This is a genomic window from Sinomonas sp. T428B, assembly GCF_056780155.1.
The window spans coordinates 659325-682695 of sequence record NZ_JBRAZR010000001.1 but is presented as its reverse complement, the minus strand read 5'-3'; the positions used below and the strand labels follow the sequence as shown (position 1 = coordinate 682695).

General features: G+C 73.9%; 23 protein-coding genes. 16 read left to right on the top strand and 7 right to left on the bottom strand.

Features of this window, described 5'->3' with window-relative positions:
- Positions 1 to 142: 142 nt before the first annotated feature.
- Complete coding sequence (locus ACUYMY_RS03235) at positions 143 to 832, top strand: hypothetical protein (protein WP_481702204.1); 690 nt, start codon at positions 143 to 145, stop codon at positions 830 to 832.
- 106 nt (positions 833 to 938) lie between these two features.
- Here the strand turns inward: ACUYMY_RS03235 and ACUYMY_RS03230 are convergent, their stop codons facing one another.
- Both ACUYMY_RS03230 and ppc read right to left on the bottom strand, forming a co-directional pair.
- Positions 939 to 1361, bottom strand: a complete 423-nt coding sequence (locus ACUYMY_RS03230) for an Hsp20/alpha crystallin family protein (protein WP_481702203.1) — start codon at positions 1359 to 1361, stop codon at positions 939 to 941.
- A 95-nt stretch (positions 1362 to 1456) separates the two neighbouring features.
- Positions 1457 to 4312 (bottom strand): phosphoenolpyruvate carboxylase, encoded by a 2856-nt coding sequence (gene ppc, locus ACUYMY_RS03225; RefSeq protein WP_481702202.1) that lies wholly within the window; start codon positions 4310 to 4312, stop codon positions 1457 to 1459.
- Positions 4313 to 4461: 149 nt separating this feature from the next.
- On the opposite strand from ppc, the gene ACUYMY_RS03220 reads away from it, so the two are divergent.
- From ACUYMY_RS03220 to ACUYMY_RS03210, 3 genes are read left to right on the top strand one after another with little or no spacing between them, the layout of a single operon-like run.
- The gene (locus tag ACUYMY_RS03220) at positions 4462 to 5412 is read left to right on the top strand and encodes a pseudouridine synthase (protein ID WP_481702201.1); all 951 of its coding nucleotides are present in this window, start codon (positions 4462 to 4464) and stop codon (positions 5410 to 5412) included.
- Between the two features lie 21 nt (positions 5413 to 5433).
- Positions 5434 to 5952, top strand: coding sequence for an O-acetyl-ADP-ribose deacetylase (locus ACUYMY_RS03215; RefSeq protein ID WP_481702200.1), 519 nt, complete (start codon positions 5434 to 5436; stop codon positions 5950 to 5952).
- Positions 5953 to 5961: 9 nt separating this feature from the next.
- Entirely contained in the window at positions 5962 to 6591 is a 630-nt protein-coding gene (locus ACUYMY_RS03210) for a DedA family protein (protein WP_481702199.1), read from the top strand.
- Positions 6592 to 6687: 96 nt separating this feature from the next.
- Here ACUYMY_RS03210 and ACUYMY_RS03205 read toward each other — a convergent pair whose 3' ends face one another.
- The gene (locus tag ACUYMY_RS03205) at positions 6688 to 6993 is read right to left on the bottom strand and encodes a hypothetical protein (RefSeq protein WP_481702198.1); all 306 of its coding nucleotides are present in this window, start codon (positions 6991 to 6993) and stop codon (positions 6688 to 6690) included.
- 22 nt (positions 6994 to 7015) lie between these two features.
- On the opposite strand from ACUYMY_RS03205, the gene ACUYMY_RS03200 reads away from it, so the two are divergent.
- The 3 genes from ACUYMY_RS03200 to ACUYMY_RS03190 are packed head-to-tail and all read left to right on the top strand — an operon-like array spanning position 7016 to position 8873.
- The gene (locus ACUYMY_RS03200) at positions 7016 to 7663 is read left to right on the top strand and encodes a LysE family translocator (RefSeq protein WP_481702197.1); all 648 of its coding nucleotides are present in this window, start codon (positions 7016 to 7018) and stop codon (positions 7661 to 7663) included.
- 47 nt (positions 7664 to 7710) lie between these two features.
- A complete protein-coding gene (locus ACUYMY_RS03195) occupies positions 7711 to 8019 on the top strand; it encodes a hypothetical protein (protein ID WP_481702196.1) in 309 nt (102 codons plus the stop codon).
- 47 nt (positions 8020 to 8066) lie between these two features.
- Complete coding sequence (locus tag ACUYMY_RS03190; protein ID WP_481702195.1) at positions 8067 to 8873, top strand: DUF1684 domain-containing protein; 807 nt, start codon at positions 8067 to 8069, stop codon at positions 8871 to 8873.
- Positions 8874 to 8939: 66 nt separating this feature from the next.
- On the opposite strand, the gene ACUYMY_RS03185 is transcribed toward ACUYMY_RS03190, so the two are convergent.
- Positions 8940 to 9716: a 3-hydroxyacyl-CoA dehydrogenase gene (locus ACUYMY_RS03185; protein ID WP_481702194.1), complete on the bottom strand. Its 777-nt coding sequence runs from the start codon at positions 9714 to 9716 to the stop codon at positions 8940 to 8942.
- Between the two features lie 97 nt (positions 9717 to 9813).
- Between ACUYMY_RS03185 and ACUYMY_RS03180 the strand changes: the two genes are divergently transcribed.
- From ACUYMY_RS03180 to ACUYMY_RS03160, 5 genes are all read left to right on the top strand, one after another.
- Positions 9814 to 11070, top strand: a complete 1257-nt coding sequence (locus ACUYMY_RS03180; protein ID WP_481702193.1) for a glycoside hydrolase family 76 protein — start codon at positions 9814 to 9816, stop codon at positions 11068 to 11070.
- Between the two features lie 117 nt (positions 11071 to 11187).
- Positions 11188 to 12225: an iron ABC transporter substrate-binding protein gene (locus ACUYMY_RS03175; protein WP_481702192.1), complete on the top strand. Its 1038-nt coding sequence runs from the start codon at positions 11188 to 11190 to the stop codon at positions 12223 to 12225.
- A gap of 228 nt (positions 12226 to 12453) precedes the next feature.
- Positions 12454 to 13890, top strand: a complete 1437-nt coding sequence (locus ACUYMY_RS03170; RefSeq protein ID WP_481704940.1) for an ABC transporter permease — start codon at positions 12454 to 12456, stop codon at positions 13888 to 13890.
- A gap of 35 nt (positions 13891 to 13925) precedes the next feature.
- Positions 13926 to 15035, top strand: a complete 1110-nt coding sequence (locus ACUYMY_RS03165) for an ABC transporter ATP-binding protein (protein WP_481704938.1) — start codon at positions 13926 to 13928, stop codon at positions 15033 to 15035.
- Between the two features lie 144 nt (positions 15036 to 15179).
- A complete protein-coding gene (locus tag ACUYMY_RS03160) occupies positions 15180 to 15971 on the top strand; it encodes an MBL fold metallo-hydrolase (protein WP_481702191.1) in 792 nt (263 codons plus the stop codon).
- A 35-nt stretch (positions 15972 to 16006) separates the two neighbouring features.
- On the opposite strand, the gene ACUYMY_RS03155 is transcribed toward ACUYMY_RS03160, so the two are convergent.
- A complete protein-coding gene (locus tag ACUYMY_RS03155) occupies positions 16007 to 16369 on the bottom strand; it encodes an acylphosphatase (RefSeq protein WP_481702190.1) in 363 nt (120 codons plus the stop codon).
- A 75-nt stretch (positions 16370 to 16444) separates the two neighbouring features.
- On the opposite strand from ACUYMY_RS03155, the gene ACUYMY_RS03150 reads away from it, so the two are divergent.
- Positions 16445 to 18490, top strand: a complete 2046-nt coding sequence (locus ACUYMY_RS03150; RefSeq protein WP_481702189.1) for a glycogen debranching N-terminal domain-containing protein — start codon at positions 16445 to 16447, stop codon at positions 18488 to 18490.
- Positions 18491 to 18506: 16 nt separating this feature from the next.
- On the opposite strand, the gene ACUYMY_RS03145 is transcribed toward ACUYMY_RS03150, so the two are convergent.
- Positions 18507 to 19097 (bottom strand): YdeI/OmpD-associated family protein, encoded by a 591-nt coding sequence (locus ACUYMY_RS03145; protein WP_481702188.1) that lies wholly within the window; start codon positions 19095 to 19097, stop codon positions 18507 to 18509.
- A gap of 94 nt (positions 19098 to 19191) precedes the next feature.
- Here ACUYMY_RS03145 and ACUYMY_RS03140 point away from each other — a divergent pair, with 94 nt between their 5' ends.
- The 3 genes from ACUYMY_RS03140 to ACUYMY_RS03130 all read left to right on the top strand — a co-directional run bounded on the left by ACUYMY_RS03140 (position 19192) and on the right by ACUYMY_RS03130 (position 21829).
- Complete coding sequence (locus ACUYMY_RS03140; RefSeq protein ID WP_481702187.1) at positions 19192 to 19965, top strand: VOC family protein; 774 nt, start codon at positions 19192 to 19194, stop codon at positions 19963 to 19965.
- 2 nt (positions 19966 to 19967) lie between these two features.
- Positions 19968 to 20507: an NUDIX hydrolase family protein gene (locus ACUYMY_RS03135; protein ID WP_481702186.1), complete on the top strand. Its 540-nt coding sequence runs from the start codon at positions 19968 to 19970 to the stop codon at positions 20505 to 20507.
- A 116-nt stretch (positions 20508 to 20623) separates the two neighbouring features.
- Complete coding sequence (locus ACUYMY_RS03130) at positions 20624 to 21829, top strand: DUF6707 family protein (RefSeq protein ID WP_481702185.1); 1206 nt, start codon at positions 20624 to 20626, stop codon at positions 21827 to 21829.
- Between the two features lie 18 nt (positions 21830 to 21847).
- Here ACUYMY_RS03130 and ACUYMY_RS03125 read toward each other — a convergent pair whose 3' ends face one another.
- Entirely contained in the window at positions 21848 to 23302 is a 1455-nt protein-coding gene (locus ACUYMY_RS03125; RefSeq protein WP_481702184.1) for a serine hydrolase domain-containing protein, read from the bottom strand.
- Between the last annotated feature and the right edge of the window lie 69 nt (positions 23303 to 23371).

The following is a 23371-nucleotide window of genomic DNA, read 5'->3' as shown; positions in this document are numbered from 1 at the left end:
TTCGAGGGTCGGACCGAAAAATCTTTTTGTCAAGAACGCTAAGTGATTCGGAAGGGGACTCCTGTTCGAACCCCCGCGGTCGTACCCTGAGGGCAGCCGCCGCGTCGGCGGCCCAGCCGCAGCGCATCCGCGGGAGGCAGCCATGGGCGCCAGTCAGGACCTCGAACTCGGCCATCTCGACGGGGACCTGCCCGCCGGAGTCGCCGCCTACACCGCCGCGGGTCTCGGCGCCGTCGCCTCGGCAGCCCTCGCGGTCATGTTCGCCGTCGAGGTTCCGCGCAACGGCCCGTATGTCTTCGGGGGCATCAACGACCTCACGGGCGGGCTCTTCTTCGCGGCCTCGATCCCGGCGATCGTCCAAGTGCACCGGCGGCTCGGGGACGGCCCCGGGAGCCGGGCTGCCCTGGCGGGGGTTGCCGCCGGCTCGGCCGCCGCGGCCGCGAGCGGCGTTCTGCTCTCGGCGCACCTCATCGAGTATGCGCCGTCGACGGCGGTCTCCATGGTCGGCATCGTCAGCCAGGCAGCGTGGCTCGCCGCGGCAAACCACAAGCTCGCCTCGAGCCCCGCGTACCCGCGCCGGCTCGCCCTTGCGGGGCGCGCGATCGGCGTCGGCATGCTCGCCGCGCTGCCGGTCCTCGGGGTGGGATACGCCGCCTCAGGCGCACCGGCCCTGCGCACGGCGCTCTTCACCGCCGGCGGTGCCGCCGCGGGCGTGGCGTACCTCGCATGGCCGGTGTGGCTCGCAGCCGCGGGCCGGCACCTCACGGGTGCCGCCGGGCGCTCGCCCAGACGGAGGGCCACCTTCCGGCCGAACGGGCTCCACCGCGCCTGACGCCCTGGCGTCTCGGGCGCGGATCTCGCCGCCCCTTCGGGTTCCTGGCACGCACGACGCCGGGTGCCCGCCCCGCGTGGGCCGGGCACCCGGCGTCGTCCTTCCGTCAGCCCCGGGTCACCTGGATCTTGGACGACGGCGGCGGGCTCGGCTGGGCGGGGACAGGAACCCGGACCTCGAGGACGCCATCCCTGTAGGTCGCGGTGACATCGTCCGCCGTGGCGCCCTCGGGGAGCGGGAGGGTGCGCGAGAAGGAGCCATAGCGGAACTCCGTCCGGTAGGAGTCCTTCCCCTTCTGCTCTGCGCGCTCCTGTCGCTCCGCCCGGAGGTGCAGCGCGCCGTTCGCGACGCTCACATCGACGTCCTTCTCCGGATCAATGCCGGGCAGTTCCGCCCTGACCACGAGGGTGTCGCCCTCCCGGACCTCCTCGACCTTGATCGCCGCGCTCGAGGCCTCGCCCTCGAAGAGCCGCTCGAGCAGCTCGAACGGCGTGCGGCGGCTGTCGAACCACTTGGTCAGCTCTGACATTGGTCTTCCCCTTTCCGCTCGGGGGCCGCCGGGCGCGGCCCCGGTGCTTCCAGCATTACCCAGGCAGGGGCAGCTGGCGAGCCCCGGGGCCCCGTCTACCCCGTGTTGCGCAGGCCGGCCGCGACGCCGTTGATCGTGATGAGGAGCGCCCGCTGAAGGCTCTCGGCCATCTCGGGCTCGCTCGCTGAACCCTCCTCGCGAATCCTGCGCAAGAGCTCCACCTGCAGATAGCTGATCGGGTCGAGGTACTGGTCCCGGATCTCGAGGGTGCGCTTGAGCGTCGGCGCCGCGTCGAGGAGCTCGGACTCGCCCGTGAGCCACTCGACCTCGGCCACCGTCAGCTCGTACTCCGCCCGGATGGCCTCGAACACGTGGTGCAGGGCCGGCGGCACGAGCGTCGAGACGTAGTGCGAGGCGATCTCGAGGTCTGTCTTGGCCAGCGTCATCTCGACGTTGGAGATCACCGAGCGGAAGAAGTGCCAGCGCTCGGCGATCTCGCGCAGCTCGGCCTCCTTGCCCGCCTCCCGCGCGGCCCGGAGGCCGGAGCCGACGCCGAACCAGCCCGGGACGATCTGCCGCGACTGGGTCCAGCCGAACACCCACGGGATGGCGCGCAGGCCCTCGAGGCCCGCGCCCGAGTCGGGACGCTTGGACGGTCGCGAGCCGATGTTGAGCTGGCCGAGCTGCTCGACCGGGGTCGAGGCCACGAAGTAGGCCGGCAGGTCCGGATCGTCGATGAGGCTCCGGTACCGCGCGAACGCCGCGTCCGAGATGAGGTCCATGACCTCGGAGTAGCGCTCTCGCTCGTCGACGGTCGTGCGCGGGGCGACGTGCAGGGCCGAGGCGCGCATGACGGCGGCGAGCGAGAGCTCGAGGTTCTCCCGCGCGAGCTCGGGCAGCGAGTACTTGTCGCTGATCACCTCGCCCTGCTCGGTGAACTTGATCTCGCCCTCGAGGACGCCGTTGGGCTGGGCCAGGATCGCGTCGTAGGTCGGGCCGCCGCCGCGGCCCACCGAGCCGCCGCGGCCGTGGAAGAGGCGCAGCCGCACGCCGTGGCGGGCGGCGACGTCGCGCAGCTTGCGCTGGGTCTTGTGGATCTCCCACTGGCTCGTGAGCACGCCGGACTCCTTGTTCGAGTCCGAGTAGCCGAGCATGACCTCCTGCACATCCCCGCGCAGGCGCACGATCTCGCGGTACGCCGGCTCCGAGAGCAGCTGGTCGATGATCTCCGCCGAGGCGCGCAGCTCCTCGACGGTCTCCAGGAGCGGCGCGAAGCCCACGTGCGCGTACGGCGCCTCGCCGTAGAGCCGCACGAGCCCGGCCTCGCGGGCCAGGAGCGCGGGGGCGAGGACATCGTCCGCGCCGCGGGTCATGGACACGATGTAGGTCTCAATGACGTCCGGGCCGTAGACGCGGCGGGCCTGCCGGATCACGCGCATCGTCTCGTACACGCGGCCGGCGTGGCCGGGCAGCTCGACGGGGTGGCCGGAGAGCGGGCGGCGGGAGCCGAGCTCCTGGGCCAGGACGCGGCGCCGCTCGGCGCGCGGGAGCTCGGTGTAGGGCCGGGACAGCTCGCCGAGCGGGTCGAGCAGGAGCCCGACGGCCTCGTGGTGGTAGTCCGCGTGCTCGCGGATGTCGAGCGTCGCGAGGTGCAGCCCGAACGAGGCGAGGACGCGGCGGGTGGTGGCCAGCACGCCGTCGGCCGCGAGCGGGGCATGGGTGCGCAGGGAGCGCTCGAGGACGGCGAGGTCCGCCCCGAGCTGGTCCTGGTTGACGTAGTCGCGGCCGGGCTCGTGCGGGGTGCCGGCGGCGGCGCGGCGGCCGGTGTTGAGCAGCTTGGCCTTGATGCACGTGAGCTTGAGCCGGTAGGGCTCCTGGGCGTTGAGCTCGAGGATGCGCCGGTCGAGGCCGGGGAGCTTCTCGAGGTCCACGCGGATGGACTCCTCGAGCTCGGGCTCGACCCCCGCGAGCGCCGTCGAGTTGGAGAGCGTGCTGATGAGCTCGTCGATGAGGCCGACGGCGATGCGCACCGCGGCCTGGTTCTGCAGCGCCAGGATCTCGCGCGTGACCTCCGGGGTGACGTTCGGGTTGCCGTCCCGGTCCCCGCCGATCCACGAGCCGAAGCGCAGCGGAGCCCGGTCCTCGGGCAGGGCCACGCCGTGCTCCGCGAGCAGGCCCGAGAGCTCGTCGAGGACGTCGGGCATGGCCCCGGTGAGGATCTCGCCGAGGTAGTAGATGGCGTTCCGCGCCTCGTCGATCGGGGCGGGACGGACCTGCCGCAGCTCGTCCGTCTGCCACATCTGGTCGATGAGCTCGGCCAGGTGCCGGTCCTGGCGGCGGCGCAGGGTCGAGCCCTCGGCCGACGGCACCGCGAGCGTCCGGGAGATCGCGCGCAGCTTGTCCAGCACCGAGCGGCGCGAGGCCTCGGTCGGGTGCGCGGTGAACACGGGGCGGACGTCGAGGCGGTCGACGGCGTGCTGGAGCCCCTCGGGGCCCACCTGCTCGGCGATGTCCCGCACCGCGGAGGCGAGCCAGGCCGAGTCCTCCGGCCGGCCGCCGAGCTCCCGCACGCGGTGCAGCTGCTCGGCGGCGTTCGCGAGGTGGAAGTAGAACGCGAAGGCGCGCACGAGCTCGGTCGCCTCGTCGAGCGGCAGGGAGGCGAGCAGCTCGCGGACCTGCTGCGCGACGTCGGCCGCGTTCCACGGCCCGAGCGCGCCCGCGCCGCCCCGCGCGGCCTCCTTCGACTCCTTGGTCAGGAGCCGGACCTCCTCGACGAGCCGCAGGAGCTCGGGGCCGTGCTGGCGCACGAGGGACTCGCCCAGGAGGGTCGAGACGCGGCGGACGTCGGCCCGGAGCTCTGCCGCGGGCGCCGCGGCGGGGGCTGCCGCGTCGGCCCGTTCTCTCGGGTCGGCGTCGGCGGCGGCTTCTGGGGCATCGGCGGGCGCGGGCATGGCGACTCCAGCGGGTGAGGGGCTCGTATGCGGCGCTGGATACTGTGAGCCGGACTACTAGTTTCCAGCGAATGAGGATACCGGAGCCCCTCGCGCCCCGCGCCGGGTGTCCGCATGCTGGCGGGCCCGCCCCGTACCCTAGAGGGGTGATGAAATCCCCCCTGCCCGTGCGCGACGGCGTCAACGCCACGCGCCTGCGCCTGCCCGCGCACGGCTGGGACACGGCGCTGGACTACATGCTCGACCGCTGGGGGCACATCGACCCGGAGGGGATCCTTGAGAGGTTCGACGGCGGGGAGATCGTCGCCGCCGACGGCTCGCCGCTGCACCGCGGCACGCCCCTGTCCGAGCACACCTTCATCTGGTACTACCGCACGCTCCCCGAGGAGGAGCGCCTGCCGGTCGAGCTCGCCATCCTGCACCGGGACGAGCACGTGCTCGTCGTGGACAAGCCGCACTTCCTGCCCACGACCCCGGGCGGGACCTACATCCAGGAGTCGGCGCTCGTGCGGCTGCGGAACGCCCTGAACCTGCCGGACCTGATCCCCATGCACCGCCTCGACCGCATGACCGCCGGGGTGCTGCTGTTCTCGGTCAACCCGGCGACGCGGGGGCGGTACCAGGTGCTCTTCGAGCGGCGCGCCGTGGAGAAGGAGTACGAGTGCGTCTCGGCCTTGGATCCGGCGGGTGGCGCGCACGATGCCGGGTGGGCGGTCGAGCGGTTCTCCTCGCCCGTCGTCGTGCGCAACCGCATGGAGAAGCGGCGCGACTACCTGCTCGCCTCGGTCGTGGATGGGGAGCCGAACGCGGAGACGCGGGTGACGCTCGAGCGCGTGGGCGGGCCGGGGGACGCGCCACGGGCGCTGTTCCGGCTCGAGCCGCACACGGGCAAGACGCACCAGCTGCGTGTGCACATGGCCGGGCTCGGGGCCGGGATCATGCACGACCCGTTCTACCCCGTGCTCCTGGACAAGGCCCCCGATGACTACGCGCGCCCGCTCCAGCTCCTGGCCCGCGGGATCCGGTTCCGCGACCCGCTCACGGGCGCCGAGACAGAGTTCCGGAGCCGGCTCGAGCTCCAGGAGGCCCCGCCGGCCTGACCCGTGCCGCACACTGGTTCCATGCGCATCGAGATCGTCGAAGGGGACATCACCACGCGGGGGGTCGACGCGATCGTGAACGCCGCCAACTCCTCGCTCCTGGGCGGCGGCGGCGTGGACGGCGCCATCCACCGGGCCGCCGGGCCCGAGCTGCTCGAGGCGTGCCGCGAGCTCCGCCGCACCGAGCTGCCGGACGGGCTGCCGGTGGGAGCCGCCGTCGCGACCCCGGGCTTCCGGCTCCCCGCGCGGTGGGTCATCCACACGGTCGGCCCCAACTGGCACGCGGGCGAGCGGGACCATTCCCTCCTCGCCTCGTGCTTCGCGGAGAGCCTCCGGGTGGCCCGGGACCTCGGCGCCACCTCGATCGCGTTCCCCGCGATCTCCGCCGGCATCTACGGCTGGGACCGCCGGGTCGTCGCGGAGACCGCGATCGGGACGGTGCACTCCGCCGAGCCTGGACCGCTCGAGCTCGTCGAGTTCGTGCTCTTCGGCGCCGAGATGGCGGCCGCGTTCCGCACAGCGTTCAACGAGCTGGGCTGAGCCGCGGCCATGGGACCCGACGTCGCGGCGGACCTCACGGGCCCCTGGCTGTTCGCGTGGCTGCTCCCGATCATCGTGCTCGACGGCTTCCTCCCGCCCGTGCCCTCGGAGATCGCGCTCATCACCGCCGGGACGATCGCCGCGGAGGGCCGGGCCCACCCCGTCCTGCTCGTCGCGGTCGCGGCCGTGGGGTCCTGGCTCTCCGATCTCGGCGTCTACCTCGTGTTCCGGCGCCGTCTCACCGGCCTCCTGGACCGGACCGGCTGGGGCCGGCGCACGCACAAGACGATCCACGACGCCGTCGAGCGCTTCGGCAGGTCCTCGACCTACGGGGCGATCATCGGCGCGCGCTTCCTCCCCGGGGGCCGGCTGGCCACGAGCGCGACGGCGGGAATCGCCGAGGTGCCGCTGCGCGGCTTCGCGGCGAGCGCCGCGGTCGGCGGGCTCCTGTGGGCTGCCTGGCACGTGGGGCTGGGCTTCGTGACGGGCCATGCGACGGGCCTCCCTTTCTGGGCGAGCGGGGCGATCGGGGCGGGCATCGGCCTCACCGTGGGCCTGTGCATCGCGGCCGTCGCGGCGGCGCGGCACCGCCGGCGCCGGGACCGCCAGCGGCCGCTCGGCAGCGAGGCCGCTGAGTAGCGCGCGAAACTGCACAAGTCGGGGCCGTCTGGCCCCCGAAACCGCCGACAAGGCCCTCGAGTGATGCAGTTTCGTACGGCCCTCGCTGCTTCGCGCCTACACGGGCACCCAGGCTCCGCGGCGCCTGCGCAGCACCTGGAGCCGCCCGGTCGTGGCGACGTCCTCGACGGCGTCCTGCATCACGAGGGCTGCCGTGCGGGCTGCGGCGAGCTCGTCGTCGTCGTTCGCCGCCTCGACGAGGTACCGCACGGTGATCTGGGGGACCCCGCGGACGACGTCGAGGCGGTCCGCCTCGACGAGGTGCAGCGAGCCGACGGCCTCCTTCGCCGCCTCCATGACCCGCTCGGGGGCGTTCCCCGGGCGCAGGCCGGTGATCTGCAGGACGGCGCGGTAGCTCGGCATGGGCCCACCGTATCCTTGGACGGTGACCCTGACGGACTCCCTCCTCGGCTTCGCCGCCATCGCCGCGCTCATCACCGTCATCCCCGGGACCGACACGGCGCTCGTGCTGCGCTACACCCTCAGCCAGGGCCGCCGGCACGCGTACACGGCGGCGCTCGGGATGATCACGGGGGCGTTCGTGTGGGGCGCCGCGGCCGCGACGGGCGTCTCGGCCCTCCTGACCGTCTCGACCGTCGCCTACGACGCCGTGCGCCTTGCCGGCGCCGCGTACATGGTGTGGCTCGGGGTGGGCCTGTGGCGCGCCTCCTTCGCGAAGGACGACGCCGACCTGCCGCCGGGCGTCCTGGCGCACCACAGCCTCGAGCCGCTGCGGCGGACGTGGGTCAAAGGCTTCGTCTCGAACCTCCTGAATCCGAAGTACGGGATGTTCTGCATCGCCGTGATCCCGCAGTTCCTCGTCCCGGGCGTCCCGCCCGTGCTCATGGGCCTGGCGCTGACGGTCGTGAGCAACCTCGAGGCGATCGTGTGGTTCGCCGCGATCGTCTCAGCTGCGCAGTTCTTCTCCAAGTGGCTCAACGGGGCACAGTTCCGGACGTGGATCGACCGCGTCACCGGGACTGTGCTGGGGGCGTTCGGCATGGTCGCGGTGCTCGAGACGCGGCACGCGTAGGCGCCCCGGGAACAGAACCGTCTGCGGGCGGGTTGGGGACTCTCGTGATGACTTCCCAGGACCTCGCCCCGAACCCGACCGACGCCGCCCCCTCCGCCGCCCCCGCGCCGTCGTCCGCGGCGAGCCCCACGGCGCCGCGGCTGCCCAGCGTGCATGAGCGCGCGCTCGTGACGTGGCTTGCGATCTTCCCGCTCGTGGCGCTCGGCCTGTGGGCCCTCGGCCCGGTCATGGAGGGCTGGCACCCGGTGCTGCGCGCGCTCGGGCTCACGCTCGTCGTGGTCCCGCTCGCGGTGTACGTCGTGGTCCCGCGGCTCATGGAGGCCTACCTCCGGGCGCGGGCCCGGCTGCGGAAGTAGCCCTCAGGGTCTGGGAATACCCCCGGCACGCGTGGCATTGTCGGAGCATGACCGAGGATTCTCAGCTCGCCCGCTGGCAGCGCTTCCGCGAGAACCGCAACAACGCCCTCGCCGAGGAGCACGGCTGGCTCTCCCTGACCTCCCTCCAGTGGCTCACGCCCGAGCCCTCCCGCATGGAGTTCGTGCCGGGCCTGTGGCACACGGACGAGTCCACGGGGCTCGAGACGGCCGTGCTCACGGCGCGGGCCGACGAGGGGCTCATCTTCGTCGAGGAGGGCGACCCCGTGGACGGGACCTTCGCCGCGCACCTGGACAACGAGGAGTCGCTGAACTGGGTGCGGTACGGGACGATCGTCGTCGAGCTCGTGATGCGCGGTGGCTCCTACGCGATCCGCACGCGCGACTCCCAGTCCCCCACGCTGACCGAGTTCCGCGGGGTTCCGGTCTTCGACTACGCCCCCGAGTGGGTCGTCGAGGCCCGGTGGGAGCCGTACCCCGAGCCCCACAAGGTGCCGATCTCGACGGCGAACCCGCTCGTCGACGGCGTGCATGTCACCGCCGGCGAGGTGGTGTTCCATCGGCACGGGCACGAATACCGGCTCCAGGCCGAGCAAGGCCGCATGAAGGACCTGACGATCACATTCCACGACGAGACGAACGGCCAGAGCACCGACGAATGGCGCAAGGTCACGACTGCCGCGCCCCGGCCGGACGGGACGGTCATCGTGGACTTCAACCGGGCCATCAACTACCCGAGCGCGTTCACGCCCTTCGGCACGTGCCCGATGCCTGTCAAGGGGAACTCGCTCGACCTCGCCGTCGAGGCCGGGGAGAAGCTGCCGAACCCGGTGTAGGTCTCGCGCGATCGCGCTCGACGTCTGAGTAGGCGGCGGGCAGTGCGCCGACGGTGGCCCGCGCCGTTACCGCGGTGCCATCCGGATGGCGCCGTCGAGCCGGATCGTCTCGCCGTTGAGCATCGCGTTGTCCACGATGTGCGCGACGAGGGCCGCATACTCCTGAGGCCGGCCGAGCCGCGACGGGTGCGGGACCTGCTTCCCGAGGGACTCCTGCGCCTCGGCGGGCAGCCCGGCCATCATGGGGGTCTCGAAGACGCCTGGGGCGATGGTCACGACGCGGATGAGGTGCCGGGCGAGCTCGCGTGCGAGCGGCAGGGTCATCGCGTGCACGCCGCCCTTGGACGCCGCGTACGCGGACTGGCCGATCTGCCCGTCGAACGCCGCGACCGAGGCGGTGTTGACGATGACGCCGCGCTCGGGCCCGCCGAGCTCCGTCTCGACGGGCTCGGTGGCGGCCATGGCCTCGGCCGCGAGCCGGACGACGTTGAACGTCCCGACGAGGTTGACCCGCACGACGCGCTCGAACTGCCCGAGCTCGAGCACGCCCTCGCGCCCCAGTACCTTCCCCGGCGTGGCGATCCCCGCGCAGTTGACGACGACGCGCAGCGGCCCGAGCTGACCGGCGCGCACGACGGCGGCGCGCACCTGCTCCTCGTCCGTCACGTCCGCAGGCGCGAACGCGGCCCGCTCCCCCAGCTCGGCCGCGAGCTCGCTCCCCGCGCTGCCGGGCAGGTCCACGACGACGACTGCCGCGCCGCCCGCGTGGAGCCGCCGCGCCGTCGCCGCGCCGAGCCCCGAGGCGCCGCCGGTGACGAGCGCAGTCGTTCCCTGAAGCTCCATCGCTCCCCCTGTGAGTTAATCAGCGCTAACTGGGGCCATCCTAGCCAGCGGCGGTGGATGCGTCACGGGGCTGGTCCACGTCAGTAGGCTGGCGGGCATGGATCAGGCCCCCGGAGTCCAGACCAGCGCGGCCGAGTGGGCCCGGCGCGCCCAGGCGGCGGCCGACAGCGTCAACGCCGGCTATGGCGGCCGCCTCTTCGGGTTCGTCCCGGGCACGTGGCTCGCCCGGACCGCCCGTCCGGCCCCTGCCCGCGGCGGGCCGTGGCACTACTGGTGGCAGGCGCACTACCTCGACTGCCTCGTGGACGCCTCGTGGCGTCGGCTCGGTGACCCCGCAACGCAGGGACGTGACCCCGCAACGTTGGGAGGTGACCCCGCAACGGAGGCGCGGGAGCCGCGGGAGCTGGCGCTCGCCCGCCGGCTCCTGCGCACGATCCGCCTGCGGAACGCCTTCCGCTTCCAGAACGCCTACTACGACGACATGGCGTGGCTCGCCCTCGCCGCCGGCCGCGCCGAGGCGCTCAGCGAACGCGTGCGCAGGCGGGGCCTGCGGGCCGCGCGCACGGCCGCGCGCGTCCTCGGCCGTCAGCTCGCCTCCGCGGACACGGCCGACCTCGACGGCGGGCTCTTCTGGAACACCCAGCGCGACTTCAAGAACACCCCCGCGACGGCCCCGGCCGCCCTCTTCTTCGCCCGCGCCGGGGAGCGCGGGCGTGCCCAGCGGCTCGTCGACTGGCTCGGGGCCCGGCTCTTCGATCCGGACCTCGGCCTCTACCTCGACGGACTGCGGATCGGCCCGGGCGGTGCCGTGGACCTCGTGCGGGACGTCTGGACGTACAACCAGGGACCCGTGCTGGGCGCCCTCCTCGAGCTCGGCGGCGAGGCCAACCTCGCCCGCGCCGAGGCGCTCATCGCCGCGGTCGGGCGCGGCCTCACTGCCGAGGTGCGGCTGCACCGCGGCGCGCACGACGGCGCCGCAGCCGGCGGCGCCCAGGCCCCCGGCGGCGTCGTGCGCGCGCTCCATGCCAACGGCGACGGCGACGGCGGGCTCTTCATGGGCATCCTCGCCCGCTACCTCACGGTCGCCGTGGCGCACGGCGGGCTCCGGGCGCCTGCGCGCGACGAGGCGGCGCGGCTCGTCGTCGGCACAGCCGAGGCCATCTGGCAAGGGGCCGAGGAGCGGCCGGACCCGCGCGGCCGGAGACTTCTCACATTCCCCATGCACCCGGGCCAGCCGGCCGCGGCGGCCTACCCGCCGGGCGCACGGGTCGAGCTGTCCACGCAGCTTCAGGCCTGGATGGTGCTCGAGTTCGCGCACCAGATCGCGCGCGATTCCCGCAACGCCGAGAAATAGAGCATGCGCCAATTGCCTATTTGAGGCGGTTTCGGTCAGAATGGCGGCCAGATCTGCCGCCACTTAGGTGTGGCTAACCTTTGGTGAACGCGGCGGCCACCAGGAAGAGAGACCACCATGACGTTCCGCCCCCGAGCCCTCGCCAGCATCGCGCTGGCGGCAGCCGCCGCCCTCGGCCTCTCCGCGTGCGCAGGCTCGCCCCAGAGCCAGCAGCCCGCCGAGGACCCCAACGCCCTGATCGTGTACAACGCCCAGCACGAGTCCCTCACGAAGGAGTGGATCGAGGCGTTCACGGCCGAGACGGGCATCAAGGTCACCTACCGCCAGGGCTCGGACACGGAGATGTCCAACCAGATCATCCAGGAGGGCGCCAACTCGCCGGCGGACGTCTTCCTCACGGAGAACTCCCCGGCCATGACCCAGGTCGAGAACGCGGGCCTGTTCGCCGACATCGACGCCGCGACCATCGCGCAGGTGCCCGCCGAATACCGGCCCTCGACCAACAAGTGGACCGGCATCGCCGCGCGCTCCACGGTGTTCGTCTACGACAAGACCAAGCTCACCGAGGCGGAGCTGCCGAAGTCCCTCGTGGACCTGCAGAACCCCGAGTGGAAGGGCCGCTGGGCCGCCTCGCCGTCGGGCGCGGACTTCCAGGCCATCGTCTCGGCGCTCCTCGAGCTCAAGGGCGAGGCCGCCGCGAAGGAGTGGCTCGCGGGCATGAAGGAGAACGCGAAGCCCTACAAGGGCAACGTCACCGCCATGAAGGCCGTCAACTCCGGCGAGGTCGAGGGCGCGGTCATCTACCACTACTACTACTACGGCGACCAGGCGAAGACCGGCGAGAACTCCACGAACGTGGGCACGCACTACTTCCGGAACCAGGACCCGGGCGCGTTCGTCTCCGTCTCCGGCGGCGGCGTGCTCAAGTCCTCCCACAAGCAGGAGCAGGCCCAGGCCCTGCTGAAGTTCATCACCGGCAAGAAGGGCCAGGAGATCCTCGAGAAGGGCACCTCGTTCGAGTACGCCGTCGCGACCGGCGCGCCGTCGAACCCCAAGCTCGTCCCGCTCGCCGAGCTGCAGGCCCCCGCGGTCGATCCGGCCAAGCTCAACTCCGCCAAGGTCACCGAGCTCATGACCGAGGCCGGGCTGCTCTAGACCGTGGACCCAGTTCCAGCCGCCGCCCCGCCTGCCGCTCCACGGCAGGCGGGCGGGGCGCGCACGACGGCGGGTGGGGGCAGGCGCCCCCGCCCGCCGCAGGCGCGACCACAGCAGGCGCGGCCGCCGCAGTCACGCCCGCAGCAGTCACGACCGCCGGTCGGGGTCGTGCTCGTCGCGTGCCTCGTCGCGGCGGCCTCCCTCGTCCCGCTCGGCTTCATCGTCGCGATGACGGTCGCGACCGGGTGGGACACCGCCGTCGCGCTCATCCTGCGGCCGCGCACGGGCGAGCTCCTCGGCAACACGCTCGCGCTCATGGCGCTCACGGTCCCGCTGTGCATCCTGCTGGGCGTCGGCGGCGCGTGGCTCGTCGAGCGGACCGCACTGCGCGGGAGCAGGGTCTGGGCGGTCGTGCTCGCCGCGCCGCTCGCGATCCCGGCGTTCGTGAACTCCTACGCGTGGGTCTCCGCGGTCCCGAGCCTCGAGGGCGTCCTCTCCGGCGTCCTCATCGCGACGCTCTCCTACTACCCGCTCGTGTACATCCCCGCGGCCGCGACCCTCGCCCGGCTCGACCCGGCAATCGAGCAGTCGGCGGCCTCGCTCGGGCTCGGCCCGTGGGCCGTGTTCCTCCGGGTCGTGCTGCCGCAGCTGCGGATCGCCGTCTCGGGCGGGGCGCTGCTCGTGGCGCTGCACCTGCTCGCCGAGTACGGCGCCTTCGCGATGATCCGCTTCGACACGTTCACGACGGCGATCATGGAGCAGTACCGCTCGACCTTCAACGGCACCGCCGGGAACATGCTCGCGAGCGTCCTCGTGGCCGCGTGCCTGGGCCTCCTGCTCGTCGAGGCCCGCATCCGCGGAAGCGCCCGATACGCCCGCCTCGGCTCGGGCGCCCAGGCCGTCCCGACGAGGCTCGCGCTGGGCGCGTGGCACGTGCCCGCACAGGCGGCCCTCGCCGCCGTCGGGGGCCTCGCCGTCGGCGTCCCGCTGTGGATCGTGGGCCGGTGGGCCCTCGCGGGCGGCGCCGGGATCTGGCAGACGGCGGAGCTCGGCCGGGCCCTCGGCTCGAGCCTGTGGCTCGGGCTGCTCGGGGCCCTGGCGGCGACCGCCGTCGCGTTCCCGATCGCCTTCCTCGCCGTGCGCTACCCGGGCCGGCTGAGTCGCGGCCTCGAGCTGGCCAACTATGTGACGAGCGCGCTGCCGGGCATCGTCGTGGCCCTCGCGCTGGTCACGGTGTCGCTGCGCTCCGTCCCCGGGGTGTACCAGACGACGGGCCTGCTCGTGGCGGCGTACGTGCTCCTGTTCCTCCCGCGCGCCCTCGTGAACCTGCGCGCGGGCCTCGCCCAGGCTCCCCGCGAGCTCGAGGAGGCGGCCCAGGCCCTCGGCACACCGCCGCTGCTCGCGTTCGCGCGCGTCACCCTCCGGCTCGCGGCCCCCGCGGCAGCCGGCGGCGCCGCGCTGGTGTTCCTCGCCGTCGTCAACGAGCTCACCGCGACGCTCCTGCTCTCGCCGATCGGCACCAAGACGCTCGCGACCGAGTTCTGGAGCCTCTCGAGCGAGATCGACTACATGGGCGCGGCCCCCTACGCGATCCTCATGATCGCGCTCTCGGCGCCCATGACATACCTCTTGTTCCAGCAGTCCAAGAAAGCGGCCGGACAGTGACCGAGCAGAGCCCCACCCCGATCGCCGCGGCCCGCCTGCCCGAGCCCCGGATCGCACCCGAGATCGCCGAGACGGCAGACCACCATTTCGAGATCGAGGACGTCACCAAGTCCTTCGGTGGCCAGCAGGTGCTCAAGGGCATCAACCTCTCGGTCGCGCGCGGGGGCACGACGGCGATCGTCGGCCCGAGCGGGTCCGGCAAGACGACGCTCCTGCGCCTCATCGCGGGCTTCGAGGCCCCGGACGCGGGCCGGATCCTCCTCGACGGCCGCGAGGTCGCCGGCGGCACGTGGGTCCCGGCGCACCGGCGCAACATCGGCTACGTCGCGCAGGACGGCGCGCTGTTCCCGCACCTCTCGGTGGGGCAGAACGTCGCCTTCGGGCTCGACGGCGCCCGGTACCGGGGGCGGCGCGCCGTCGCCACGCGCGTCGAGGAGCTCCTGCACATGGTGGCGCTCGACGGCTCGTACTCCCGGCGCCGACCGCACGAGCTCTCCGGCGGCCAGCAGCAGCGCATCGCCCTCGCCCGGGCCATGGCCCGCGAGCCCGAGGTCATGCTCCTCGACGAGCCGTTCTCCGCCCTCGACGCGGGCCTACGGGTCGCGACCCGGCGGGCGATCGGCAAGGTCCTCGCCCACGCTGGCGTGACGACGATCCTCGTGACCCACGACCAGGCCGAGGCGCTCTCCTTCGCCGACCAGGTCGCCGTCATGCGCGGCGGCCGGCTCGCGCAGATCGGCAACCCGTTCGTCGTCTACACCCGGCCTGCCGACCGTGCGACGGCCGAGTTCCTCGGCGACGCCGTGATCCTCGAGGCCTGGCTCGAGGGCTCGCTCGCGATGTGCTCGCTCGGGGCGATCCCCGTGCGCCGCCCGCCCGCGCAGGGCCGCGTCCAGCTCATGCTGCGGCCCGAGCAGATCCGCATCGCGGCCGACTCGCACATCCACGGCACGGTGCTCGACTGGGACTACTTCGGCCCGGAGTCGTCGGTGCGGATCAAGCTCCCCGAACGCCCCGCGGATCCCCGCATCCCCGGCGGCGGCGAGGTCATCACGATCCGCCACTGGAACGCGGCCATGGCCAGGGCGGGCATGGACCTCGCGCTCAGGGTCATCGGCGAGGGAGTGGCCTTCCCCCTCGACTGACCCCGCCGCCCTCGCGTGGCCGCGCGACGAGCAGTCCGCTTCCGGCCATCAAGCGCGCTTGAAGAGCACTTGACGGCGAAAGGCGAACTGCCGGCGGGCCCCCGCCGGCGTCCCCGGCCACGCACGCGCGGCTAGGCTAGCCCCATGGCCGACGACGCTGCCCCCGACCGCTGGACCGCGAGCTCAGCGCTGACTCGCTCCCGGCTCGCGCCGAACCCCGGCCCCATGAGCCTCGACGGGACGAACTCGTACGTGATCGCCGCGCCGGGCTCCGACTCCGCCGTCGTCGTGGACCCGGGTCCGCTCGACGGGGAGCACCTCGCCGCGCTGGCCGGCGCGGGCCGCGTCGAGCTCATCCTCCTCACGCACCACCACCCGGACCACACCGAGGCCGCCGCCGAGTTCCACCGGCTGACCGGCGCGCCCGTCCGCGCCCTCGACGCGGCCCTGTGCCTCGGCGCCCCTCCGCTGGCCGACGGAGAGGTCCTCGAGGCGGCCGGCGTGCGGATCGAGGTCCTCGCGACGCCCGGGCACACCGCCGACTCCGTCTGCCTCTACCTGCCCGACGACGGCGACCAGGGCTCCGTCATCACCGGCGACACGATCCTGGGCCGCGGCACGACCGTCATCGCCTTCCCCGACGGGCGCCTCGGCGACTACCTCGCGTCGCTGCGCCGCCTCGAGACCTTCGGCGACGCCGCCGCCCTGCCCGCGCATGGGCCCGTGCTGGAGAGCATCGGGCAGATCGCGCGCGCCTACCTCGCCCACCGCGAGGAGCGGCTCGGCCAGGTCCGCACTGCCCTCGCGCAGCTCGGCCCGGACGCGCCGATCGCAGCCGTCACCGACGCCGTCTACACGGACATCGACCCCTCCGTGCGGCGCGCGGCCGAGAACTCGGTCGCGGCACAGCTCGACTACCTCCGCGGCTGGGCCTGAGGCTCGGCGGCGGCGAAGAGGACCCGGCGCGCACCTCAGAACAGGCTGAACCGCGTGAACTCGCCGGTCGCCGGCCCGATCGTGGCGTCGACCCCGTCCACGCGCCCCGGCGTGTTCCCCGAGCGCAGCCAGTCCAGGAGGGCCTCGACGTCGTCGCGGGTGCCCTCCGCCGTGACCTCGACCGTCCCGTCGAGCAGGTTCCCGGCGGAGCCGACGAGCCCGCGCTTCTCCGCCTCGCCGAGGGTCCAATAGCGGAAACCGACCCCCTGCACGACCCCCCGCACCGTCGCATGCAGCCTTGCCTCGGGCACCTCGACGGGCTCGCGCCCCGTCGCCTCCGCTGGCTCGCGCTCCTCAGACTCCCCGCCCCTGCGGCGCCCCTGCCGGAACCACGTCATGGTTCCAGTGTCGGCCGGACCTGCGCGCCCGGCCACCCCTCCCGCAGCCCCGGCGGGTCCAGTAGCGTGGCCCGCATGAGCGCCCAGGCACCGCTTCAGCCGTCCCTGCACCGCCAGCACGTGGCCCTCGCGGCCCCCACCCAGCTCTGGCTCGATGCCGACGGGCGGCTCGAGCCCGGCCCGGCAGGCGGTGGCCTCACCGGCATCTTCCACGGGGACACGCGCTTCCTGGCGCGGGCTCTCGTCACGGTCGGCGGCGCCGAGCCGCAGCCCGTCGGCGTCTCCGGCTCGGGCTCCCGGCTCACCGTCGACGGCCTCGCCCGCGCCATCCCCGGCCCCACCCTCGACCCGGCCGTCCGCGTCCGGCAGCACTGGAGCGTCGAGCCTGGGCGGGTGCGCCACAGGATCGAGCTCAGCACGTCCCTCGAGCGGCTCGAGTGCACGCTCGCGGTGCACCTCGGAGCGGACTTCGCGCCCATGGACGCGGTCCGCGTGGGCGGGGCCGGCGAGCCGGTGCCGCCGCAGGCGCACGACGGCGCGCACGACGCTGGGCAGGTCGCCGGAAGCTCCGTGCGGGGCCAGGCCGCGGCGCACGACGGCGCCGGGCTGGCGTGGTCGCACGGCGCGCATTCCGCCGTGGTCGCAGCCCGCCCGGGCCTGCCCTCGAAGACCCCGGCGGCCGCGACGACCGCCCTCGACGAGGACGCCGACGACACGGACGGCTTCCCCACCGGCCACCCGGCCCTCACGTGGGCCGCGGTGCTCGGCCGGGGCGAGCCGTTCCGCGCGGAGTGGAGCCTGGCGCTCGAGGACGCGGACGCCGTCGTGCTCCCCGCCCCGGACGCGCCGCTCGCGGCGGACGCGCGGCAGGACGCCCTCGGGCGGCTGCTCTCGACGTCGCTCGAGGAGCTCGCGGGCCTGCGGCTCGCGACCCGGCGCGTGCCGGACGCGCCGTTCCTCGCGGCGGGCGCGCCGTGGTACTTCACGCTGTTCGGCCGCGACTCGCTCTGGGCCGCCCGGCTGCTCCTGCCGCTCGACACCGCGCTCGCGTCCGGGACGCTCCGCGCGCTCGCGGCCTACCAGGGCGGCGAGCACCGGCCCGAGTCGGCCGAGGACCCGGGCAAGATCCCGCACGAGGTGCGCGCCCGCGAGCTCGTGCTCGACGGCGGCCCCGGCGGGGACCAGCTGCGCCTGCCGCCGGTGTACTACGGGAGCGTCGACTCGACCCCGCTGTGGCTGTGCCTCCTCGGCGAGCTGTGGCGCACGGGCCGCTCGCCGGACGCCGTGCGGGCGCTCGTGCCGCAGGCCCGGCTCGCGGCCGAGTGGCTCCTCGGCGCGGGGGCGGGGAGCGCCGAGGCCACCGCCGGGTTCCTCTCCTACCGCGACGAGACCGGCCACGGGCTCAGCAACCAGGGCTGGAAGGACTCGGCGGACGCGATGCAGTTCCTCGACGGGCGGCGGGCCCAGGGGCCGATCGCGCTCGCGGAGGTGCAGGCGTACGCGCACCAGGCCGCGGTCGAGGCGGCCGCGCTCTTCGAGGAGCTCCGCCCGGCGGGCGGCGGCGAGGGGCTGCGGGCGCAGGCGACGGCGCTGCGGGAGTTCGCCGCGGCGCTGCGGGCCCGCTTCCGCGAGCGCTTCTGGGTCGAGGACGAGGCGGGCCGGTTCCCCGCCATGGCGCTCGACGGCGCCGGGTCGCCGCTCGATGCGCCCGGCTCCAACATGGGCCACCTGCTCGGCACGGGGCTCCTGTCCGAGGAGGAGGCCGGGCTCGTCGTGGCCCGCCTGACGGGCCCGGAGCTGTTCAGCGGCTTCGGGATCCGCACGCTCTCGACGTCCGCGGCGGGGTACTGGCCACTGAGCTACCACTGCGGCTCGGTGTGGAGCCACGACACCGCGATCGCCGTGCGCGGGATGCTGACCGATGGGTTCCGGGCGGAGGCCGCCGCGGTGGCGCGGGGGCTCGTGCGGGCCTCGGAGTCGTTCGGGCATTCGCTGCCCGAGCTGTTCTCGGGCGAGGGCTCAGAGGAGACCGACCACGCCCTGCCGTACCCCTCGGCGTGCCGACCGCAGGCGTGGAGCGCGGCCGGCGCGGCGGTCGCGGCCCAGGCCCTCGGCCGCTGAGCGGGGCTACCCTGGCCTACGGCCTGCGCTTCTGCGGGTACACGGTCTCGTGCCGGGCGAGCATGTCCACGAACTGGGCGATCTTCCGTGCCCGGGTCTCGGGCCGCTTGACCTGGGTCGTGCGGTAGATGAGCGCGAAGCGGTTGGCCGAGGTCAGCACGTCGAACATGGCCTGGGCCTCAGGCACGGCGGCGATCGCGGCGGCGAGGTCCTCGGGCACCTCGGCCGTCGCGGGGCCCGCGTAGGCCATCTCCCAGCGGCCGTCCGCCTTGGCGGCCTCGACCGCGGAGCGTCCCGCGGGCGTCATGCGCCCCTCGGCCTCGAGCCGGGCCACCCGCTCGACGTTGGAGGTGGACCAGCGGCTCGTCTTGGTCCTCGGGGTGAAGCGGATGGCCGAGCTCCCCGCGTCCCGCGGCCGCAGCTGCCCGTCGATCCAGCCGTAGCACAGCGCCTCGAGGACGGCCTCCTCGTACTGCAGCGCGGTCACGGTCCCGCCCTTCTTGGACAGCACGAGCCAGACTCCGGGGGTCTCGGCGTGGTGCTCGGCGAGCCAGTCGTGCCACGCGGCGGCGTCGGGGACGAGGAGCTCGGGCAGTTCGGGAGCCATGGGCCCCACTCTGGCGGGCCCTGCGCCACAGCACAAGACGCCGGGAATCTGCCCCTGTGGTGGGAGGATGGAGCGAGCCGAAAGGAAACTCTCTATGCTGCGCGTCCGCCCCACCCGCTACACGTCCGCCCTCCCGCAGCTGCGCGGGCTGCTCGAGTCCCTGGGCCTCGTCGCGACCGAGGAGGGGAACGGCTGGACCACGATGGACTCCTCGAGCGGCCGCATCCTGCTCCGCTCCGTCACGGCGGGGGCCACCGGAGCCGCGGGCGACGGCGTGACCGAGTTCGGCGTCGAGATCCGCGAGCCCGAGGAGTTCGCCCGCCGCACCCTCGAGGACGGCGGCACCGCGGTGCTCGAGGACGGCAACGGCGGGCAGCGCGTGCGGGTCACCGGGCCGGACGGGCTCACATTCCTCGCCGAGCCGTCCCAGCACGGCGCCCAGTGCGCCGACGCCGACCCCGCCATCGCCGTCCGGCTCGAGTGGCTCACCCCGGACGTGCCGGGCGCGCTCGCGACGCTCGCCTCGATCGGCGCCCGGCCCCGCACCGCGCACACAGCCCCCGAGCCCGCCCTCGCCACCCCGGCCGTCCAGCCCGGCGCCGAGCCGCTCGGCACGGAGTTCACGGCGAAGAACGGCGGGGTCCTCGCCGCCCTGCCGGCGCCGGTGCCCGCCGTGAGCGGGATCGTCCTCGAGTACGACGGCGACCTGGCCGCCTTGGGCGAGCGCCTCGCCGCCGACGGGTGGCAGCCCGGCAGGGGCGAGGCACCCGGCCAGCCGGGCGCCGTCGTGCGCCTCACGGTGCCGATCGCGGACGGAAGTCCGATCGTCATTCTCCCGGCCCCGCCGACGCATACGGTAGAACAGTAGGCATGGCAGTGCGCACCCCAGACCCGTACCCCGGCTGGCTCTCCCCCGAGGACCTCTACGAGGCCAGGAATCGGCTGCCCATGCTCTATGTCGAGGCCCTCCCGGTGCGCCTCGACCCGCTCGGCTACGTGAGCGAGGTCGGGCTCCTGCTCCAGGCCGACGACGAGGGCAACATGATGCGCAGCCTCGTCTCGGGCCGCGTCCTGTACAAGGAGACGATCCGGGCCGCGCTCCTGCGCCACCTCGAGAAGGACCTCGGGCCGCTCGCACTGCCGCAGCTGCCGGTGAGCCCGGTCCCCTTCACGGTCGTCGAGTACTTCCCCTCGCCGTCCCAGACGGGCTTCGTCGACGAGCGCCAGCACGCCGTCGCCCTCGCCTACGTGATCCCCGTGGCCGGCGAGTGCCAGCCCCGGCAGGACGCGCTCGAGCTCACCTGGATGGCGCCCGCCGAGGTGCTCAGCGTCGAGGTCCAGGCCGAGTTCGTGGGCGGCCGGGGGGAGCTCGTGCGCCAGGCGCTCGCGTTCGCGGGGTACACGCCGTAGGGGTCTGACAGCCTCCGGCGCCGCACAGTGCTCCCCGGCGCCGCGCGCCTCAGCCGGGCCGTTATCGATTCGTCATAGGCTAGAAGGCGGACCGACAGCCAGCCCGGAGGATCCCCATGCACCACTCAGGACCGCACGAGACGCACGGAGCCACCGAGTTCCACGAGATCGACGCCCACGAGCTGCGGCCCGGACAGCGCCTCCTCCTGCCGGACGGGGAGGCCAGCGCGGAGATCCTCGAAGTCGACACGGTCCTGGACGACTACGACAACCCCGCCCTGTACTTCGTGGTCCTCGACAACCACGCGAACCTGCGCGCCGCGCACGGGACGCGGGCCAGGGTGTCCCGCGGCAAGGCCCCCCGGCCGGCGGACCTGCTCTTCTCGGGCCCCACCGCCGAGGCCGGGTCCCCTGACGCCGAGATGGGGTCCCCCGACCGCGAGATGGGGTCCCCCGACGCCGAAGCGGGGTCCTCTGTCGCCGAGATCGGGTCCGCGGCGCACGACGCCGGCCGCTCTCCGTCGTCGTCCGCCGCACCGGCGGAGGCGGCCACCCTGCTCGACCCCACCCCGCTCGCCCCCGCCCACGCGGCCCCCGCACGGCCCCTGCTCCCGCCCCGCGGCCCGTCCGAAATCACGCTCGACACGGGGGACGTCGTCGTCGTCCCGGGCGCCGCGCCCGTCCGGGACGGCGGCCCGAGCCCCGAGCTCCTCGCCCGCATCCCGGCCCGCGAGGAGAAGCCCGAGGACCTCATGCGCCGCCTCGATGCCGCCCACCCCGGCCGGCACACGGTGCACGAGCTCGCGGAGCGGCTCGCGAAGGGCATCAACGTCAAGTCCGGCGCGTGCCTCGCCGACCTGCGCGCGCTCGCCTATGAGCTCTACATCGGCCAGCGCGACACTGAGGGCGCGCTCTCTGTCGCCGACCTGCTCGCCGTCCTGCCCTACGACGGCAACCCCGCGCGGTGGGCCTCGATCGAGTCCGCGCTGAGCCTCGCCGCCCACCTTGCCCGCGAGCGCGGCGAGACGGACCGGGCGGACGCCTATGGCGAGCTCCTCCGAGCCCCCGAAACGGCGGAGACGGACCCTTTCCGGGCCCGCATGGCCGAGCGCGTGCGCCAGCGCGCCCTCAACGAGCCGAACCTGTACGACAAGGAGATCACGCGCGCCGTCGAGTCCAAGGACCACGGCGAGGAGCGCGGCTGGCGCATGCTCCGCCTCGGCGCGCTCCTGCACCTGCGCGCGCACGGCGGCTCCGAGTCCCTCGCCCAGGACGAGCTGGACCGCCGGATCGAGGTCGAGCTCGACGCCGTGCGCGCCTGAGGGGGCGGATCAGTACAGCTAGGAGGCCTGCCCGAGCGCGCCGAGCGGCCCCTTGAGCCGGTCGAAGAGGATGGCAGGGCCGTTCGGGTTGGGCAGCTGCGTGTTGATGAGGATCGCGATGGTCGTGCCAGCGGCCGGGTGGTGCAGGGTCAGGGCCTGGTAGCCGAGGCCGGTCCCGGTGTGGCCCCACCAGCCATTGATCTCCCCTGCCCCGAGCCCATAGCCGGTGTAGTAGGGGCTCCCCGGGCTCTCCACGGAGGGGTTGGAGAGGGAGGCGAACCGCTGGTCCTGCAGCGGGGGCGGCAGCAGCTGCCCGGAGCCGAGGGCCCGTCCCCACGACAGGAGGTCCCCGACGTCGCCGAAGAGGCCACCCGAGGCCCCGTAGAGGCTCGGGCTGACCTGGGCCAGCCCGATCAGACCGGCTGCACGGGACGCGTAGGGTTTGGCCACGGCGCCCGCCTCGGCGGGGTCAGCGCTGCCGGCGTAGTCGACGGAGGACAGGCCCAGCGGCTCCAGGATCCGTGAGCGGACGGCCTCGTCCCAGCTCTGGCCGGTCACCTCGTGCACGATCTCGGCCAGCACGAGCGTGTTCGAATTGCTGTACCCGTAGGCCGTTCCCGGGAGGAACCCGAGGGGGACGCTGAGGGCGTAGCCGAGCAGCTCGTCGTCGGTGAAGGCGCCCGTGTAGTCCCTCTGGAGGCGCGCGGAGAAGGCCTTCGTGGAGGAGAACTCGGCCAGCCCGGTGCGCATCGCGAGTGCCATGCGCACCGTGATGTCGCGCCCCACCGGCTTGCCGCCATAGGTGAGCGTGGCGATCCCGGGGACCCACTCGGCGACCGAGTCGTCGAGCCCGATCCTGCCCTCGGCGGCGAGCTGCAGGACAACGGTCCCCACGAGGCTCTTCGTGATGCTCCGGTAGGCCGAGCGGGTCTCGAGGGTCCACGGCTGTTGAGCGTCGGCGGTCCCGAGGGCCGTGGCGTAGCGCGCGGTCACCCCGGAGCCCGTGTCCGCCCCGGTCGATACAGCCACCGCGATCCCAGCGGCCCCCTGCTCGTTGAGGAACCCCCGGACCGTCGCCTCCATCTCCTGGGGGAGGTCCTGCCAGGCGGGCTGCCCGGAGGACGCCGCAGGGCCGGTGCCCCGCATGCCGGCACCGGCCGTCTGGGCTGACGGGGTCTGGGCCGGCGCGGCCTCCGCCAGCGCAGTCTCTGCCGGAGGGGCCTTGGATGGCGCCGCCTCCGCCGGCGCCGTCTGAGCCGCCGCTGCCTCTGCTCGCTCCGTCTGGGCCTGCGGAGTCTCTGCCGGAGCAGTCTGGACCAGTGGAGCCTGGGCCGGCGCGGCGCCGAGGTCGGTCGGTCCGCCGCCCCTCGGCCCGACGATCAGGGCCCCGACCGTCGCCACCGCGAGCAGGAAGAGCGCGACGACCGCCCGCGCGGGGCGCCGTCGGCGTCGTCCTCGGTCTCGGTGGCCCACAATCGTCCTTCCAGAGTGTGCGGCCCCCCGCTCGGCCCACGATAGGCGCGCAGGCTGTGCCCACGCTGT

Bases quoted from the DNA above. Each gene is read 5' to 3' on its own strand.
- ACUYMY_RS03230 (WP_481702203.1), bottom strand. From the start codon at position 1,361: ATGTCAGAGCTGACCAAGTGGTTCGACAGCCGCCGCACGCCGTTCGAG.
- ACUYMY_RS03155 (WP_481702190.1), bottom strand. From the start codon at position 16,369: ATGACGTGGTTCCGGCAGGGGCGCCGCAGGGGCGGGGAGTCTGAGGAG.
- ACUYMY_RS03185 (WP_481702194.1), bottom strand. From the start codon at position 9,716: ATGGAGCTTCAGGGAACGACTGCGCTCGTCACCGGCGGCGCCTCGGGG.
- ACUYMY_RS03195 (WP_481702196.1), top strand. From the start codon at position 7,711: ATGACTTCCCAGGACCTCGCCCCGAACCCGACCGACGCCGCCCCCTCC.
- ACUYMY_RS03130 (WP_481702185.1), top strand. From the start codon at position 20,624: ATGCACCACTCAGGACCGCACGAGACGCACGGAGCCACCGAGTTCCAC.
- ACUYMY_RS03140 (WP_481702187.1), top strand. From the start codon at position 19,192: ATGCTGCGCGTCCGCCCCACCCGCTACACGTCCGCCCTCCCGCAGCTG.
- ACUYMY_RS03220 (WP_481702201.1), top strand. From the start codon at position 4,462: ATGAAATCCCCCCTGCCCGTGCGCGACGGCGTCAACGCCACGCGCCTG.
- ACUYMY_RS03205 (WP_481702198.1), bottom strand. From the start codon at position 6,993: ATGCCGAGCTACCGCGCCGTCCTGCAGATCACCGGCCTGCGCCCGGGG.
- ACUYMY_RS03170 (WP_481704940.1), top strand. From the start codon at position 12,454: ATGACGGTCGCGACCGGGTGGGACACCGCCGTCGCGCTCATCCTGCGG.
- ACUYMY_RS03215 (WP_481702200.1), top strand. From the start codon at position 5,434: ATGCGCATCGAGATCGTCGAAGGGGACATCACCACGCGGGGGGTCGAC.
- ACUYMY_RS03160 (WP_481702191.1), top strand. From the start codon at position 15,180: ATGGCCGACGACGCTGCCCCCGACCGCTGGACCGCGAGCTCAGCGCTG.
- ACUYMY_RS03190 (WP_481702195.1), top strand. From the start codon at position 8,067: ATGACCGAGGATTCTCAGCTCGCCCGCTGGCAGCGCTTCCGCGAGAAC.
- ACUYMY_RS03145 (WP_481702188.1), bottom strand. From the start codon at position 19,097: ATGGCTCCCGAACTGCCCGAGCTCCTCGTCCCCGACGCCGCCGCGTGG.
- ACUYMY_RS03235 (WP_481702204.1), top strand. From the start codon at position 143: ATGGGCGCCAGTCAGGACCTCGAACTCGGCCATCTCGACGGGGACCTG.
- ACUYMY_RS03210 (WP_481702199.1), top strand. From the start codon at position 5,962: ATGGGACCCGACGTCGCGGCGGACCTCACGGGCCCCTGGCTGTTCGCG.
- ACUYMY_RS03180 (WP_481702193.1), top strand. From the start codon at position 9,814: ATGGATCAGGCCCCCGGAGTCCAGACCAGCGCGGCCGAGTGGGCCCGG.
- ACUYMY_RS03175 (WP_481702192.1), top strand. From the start codon at position 11,188: ATGACGTTCCGCCCCCGAGCCCTCGCCAGCATCGCGCTGGCGGCAGCC.
- ACUYMY_RS03150 (WP_481702189.1), top strand. From the start codon at position 16,445: ATGAGCGCCCAGGCACCGCTTCAGCCGTCCCTGCACCGCCAGCACGTG.
- ppc (WP_481702202.1), bottom strand. From the start codon at position 4,312: ATGCCCGCGCCCGCCGATGCCCCAGAAGCCGCCGCCGACGCCGACCCG.
- ACUYMY_RS03135 (WP_481702186.1), top strand. From the start codon at position 19,968: ATGGCAGTGCGCACCCCAGACCCGTACCCCGGCTGGCTCTCCCCCGAG.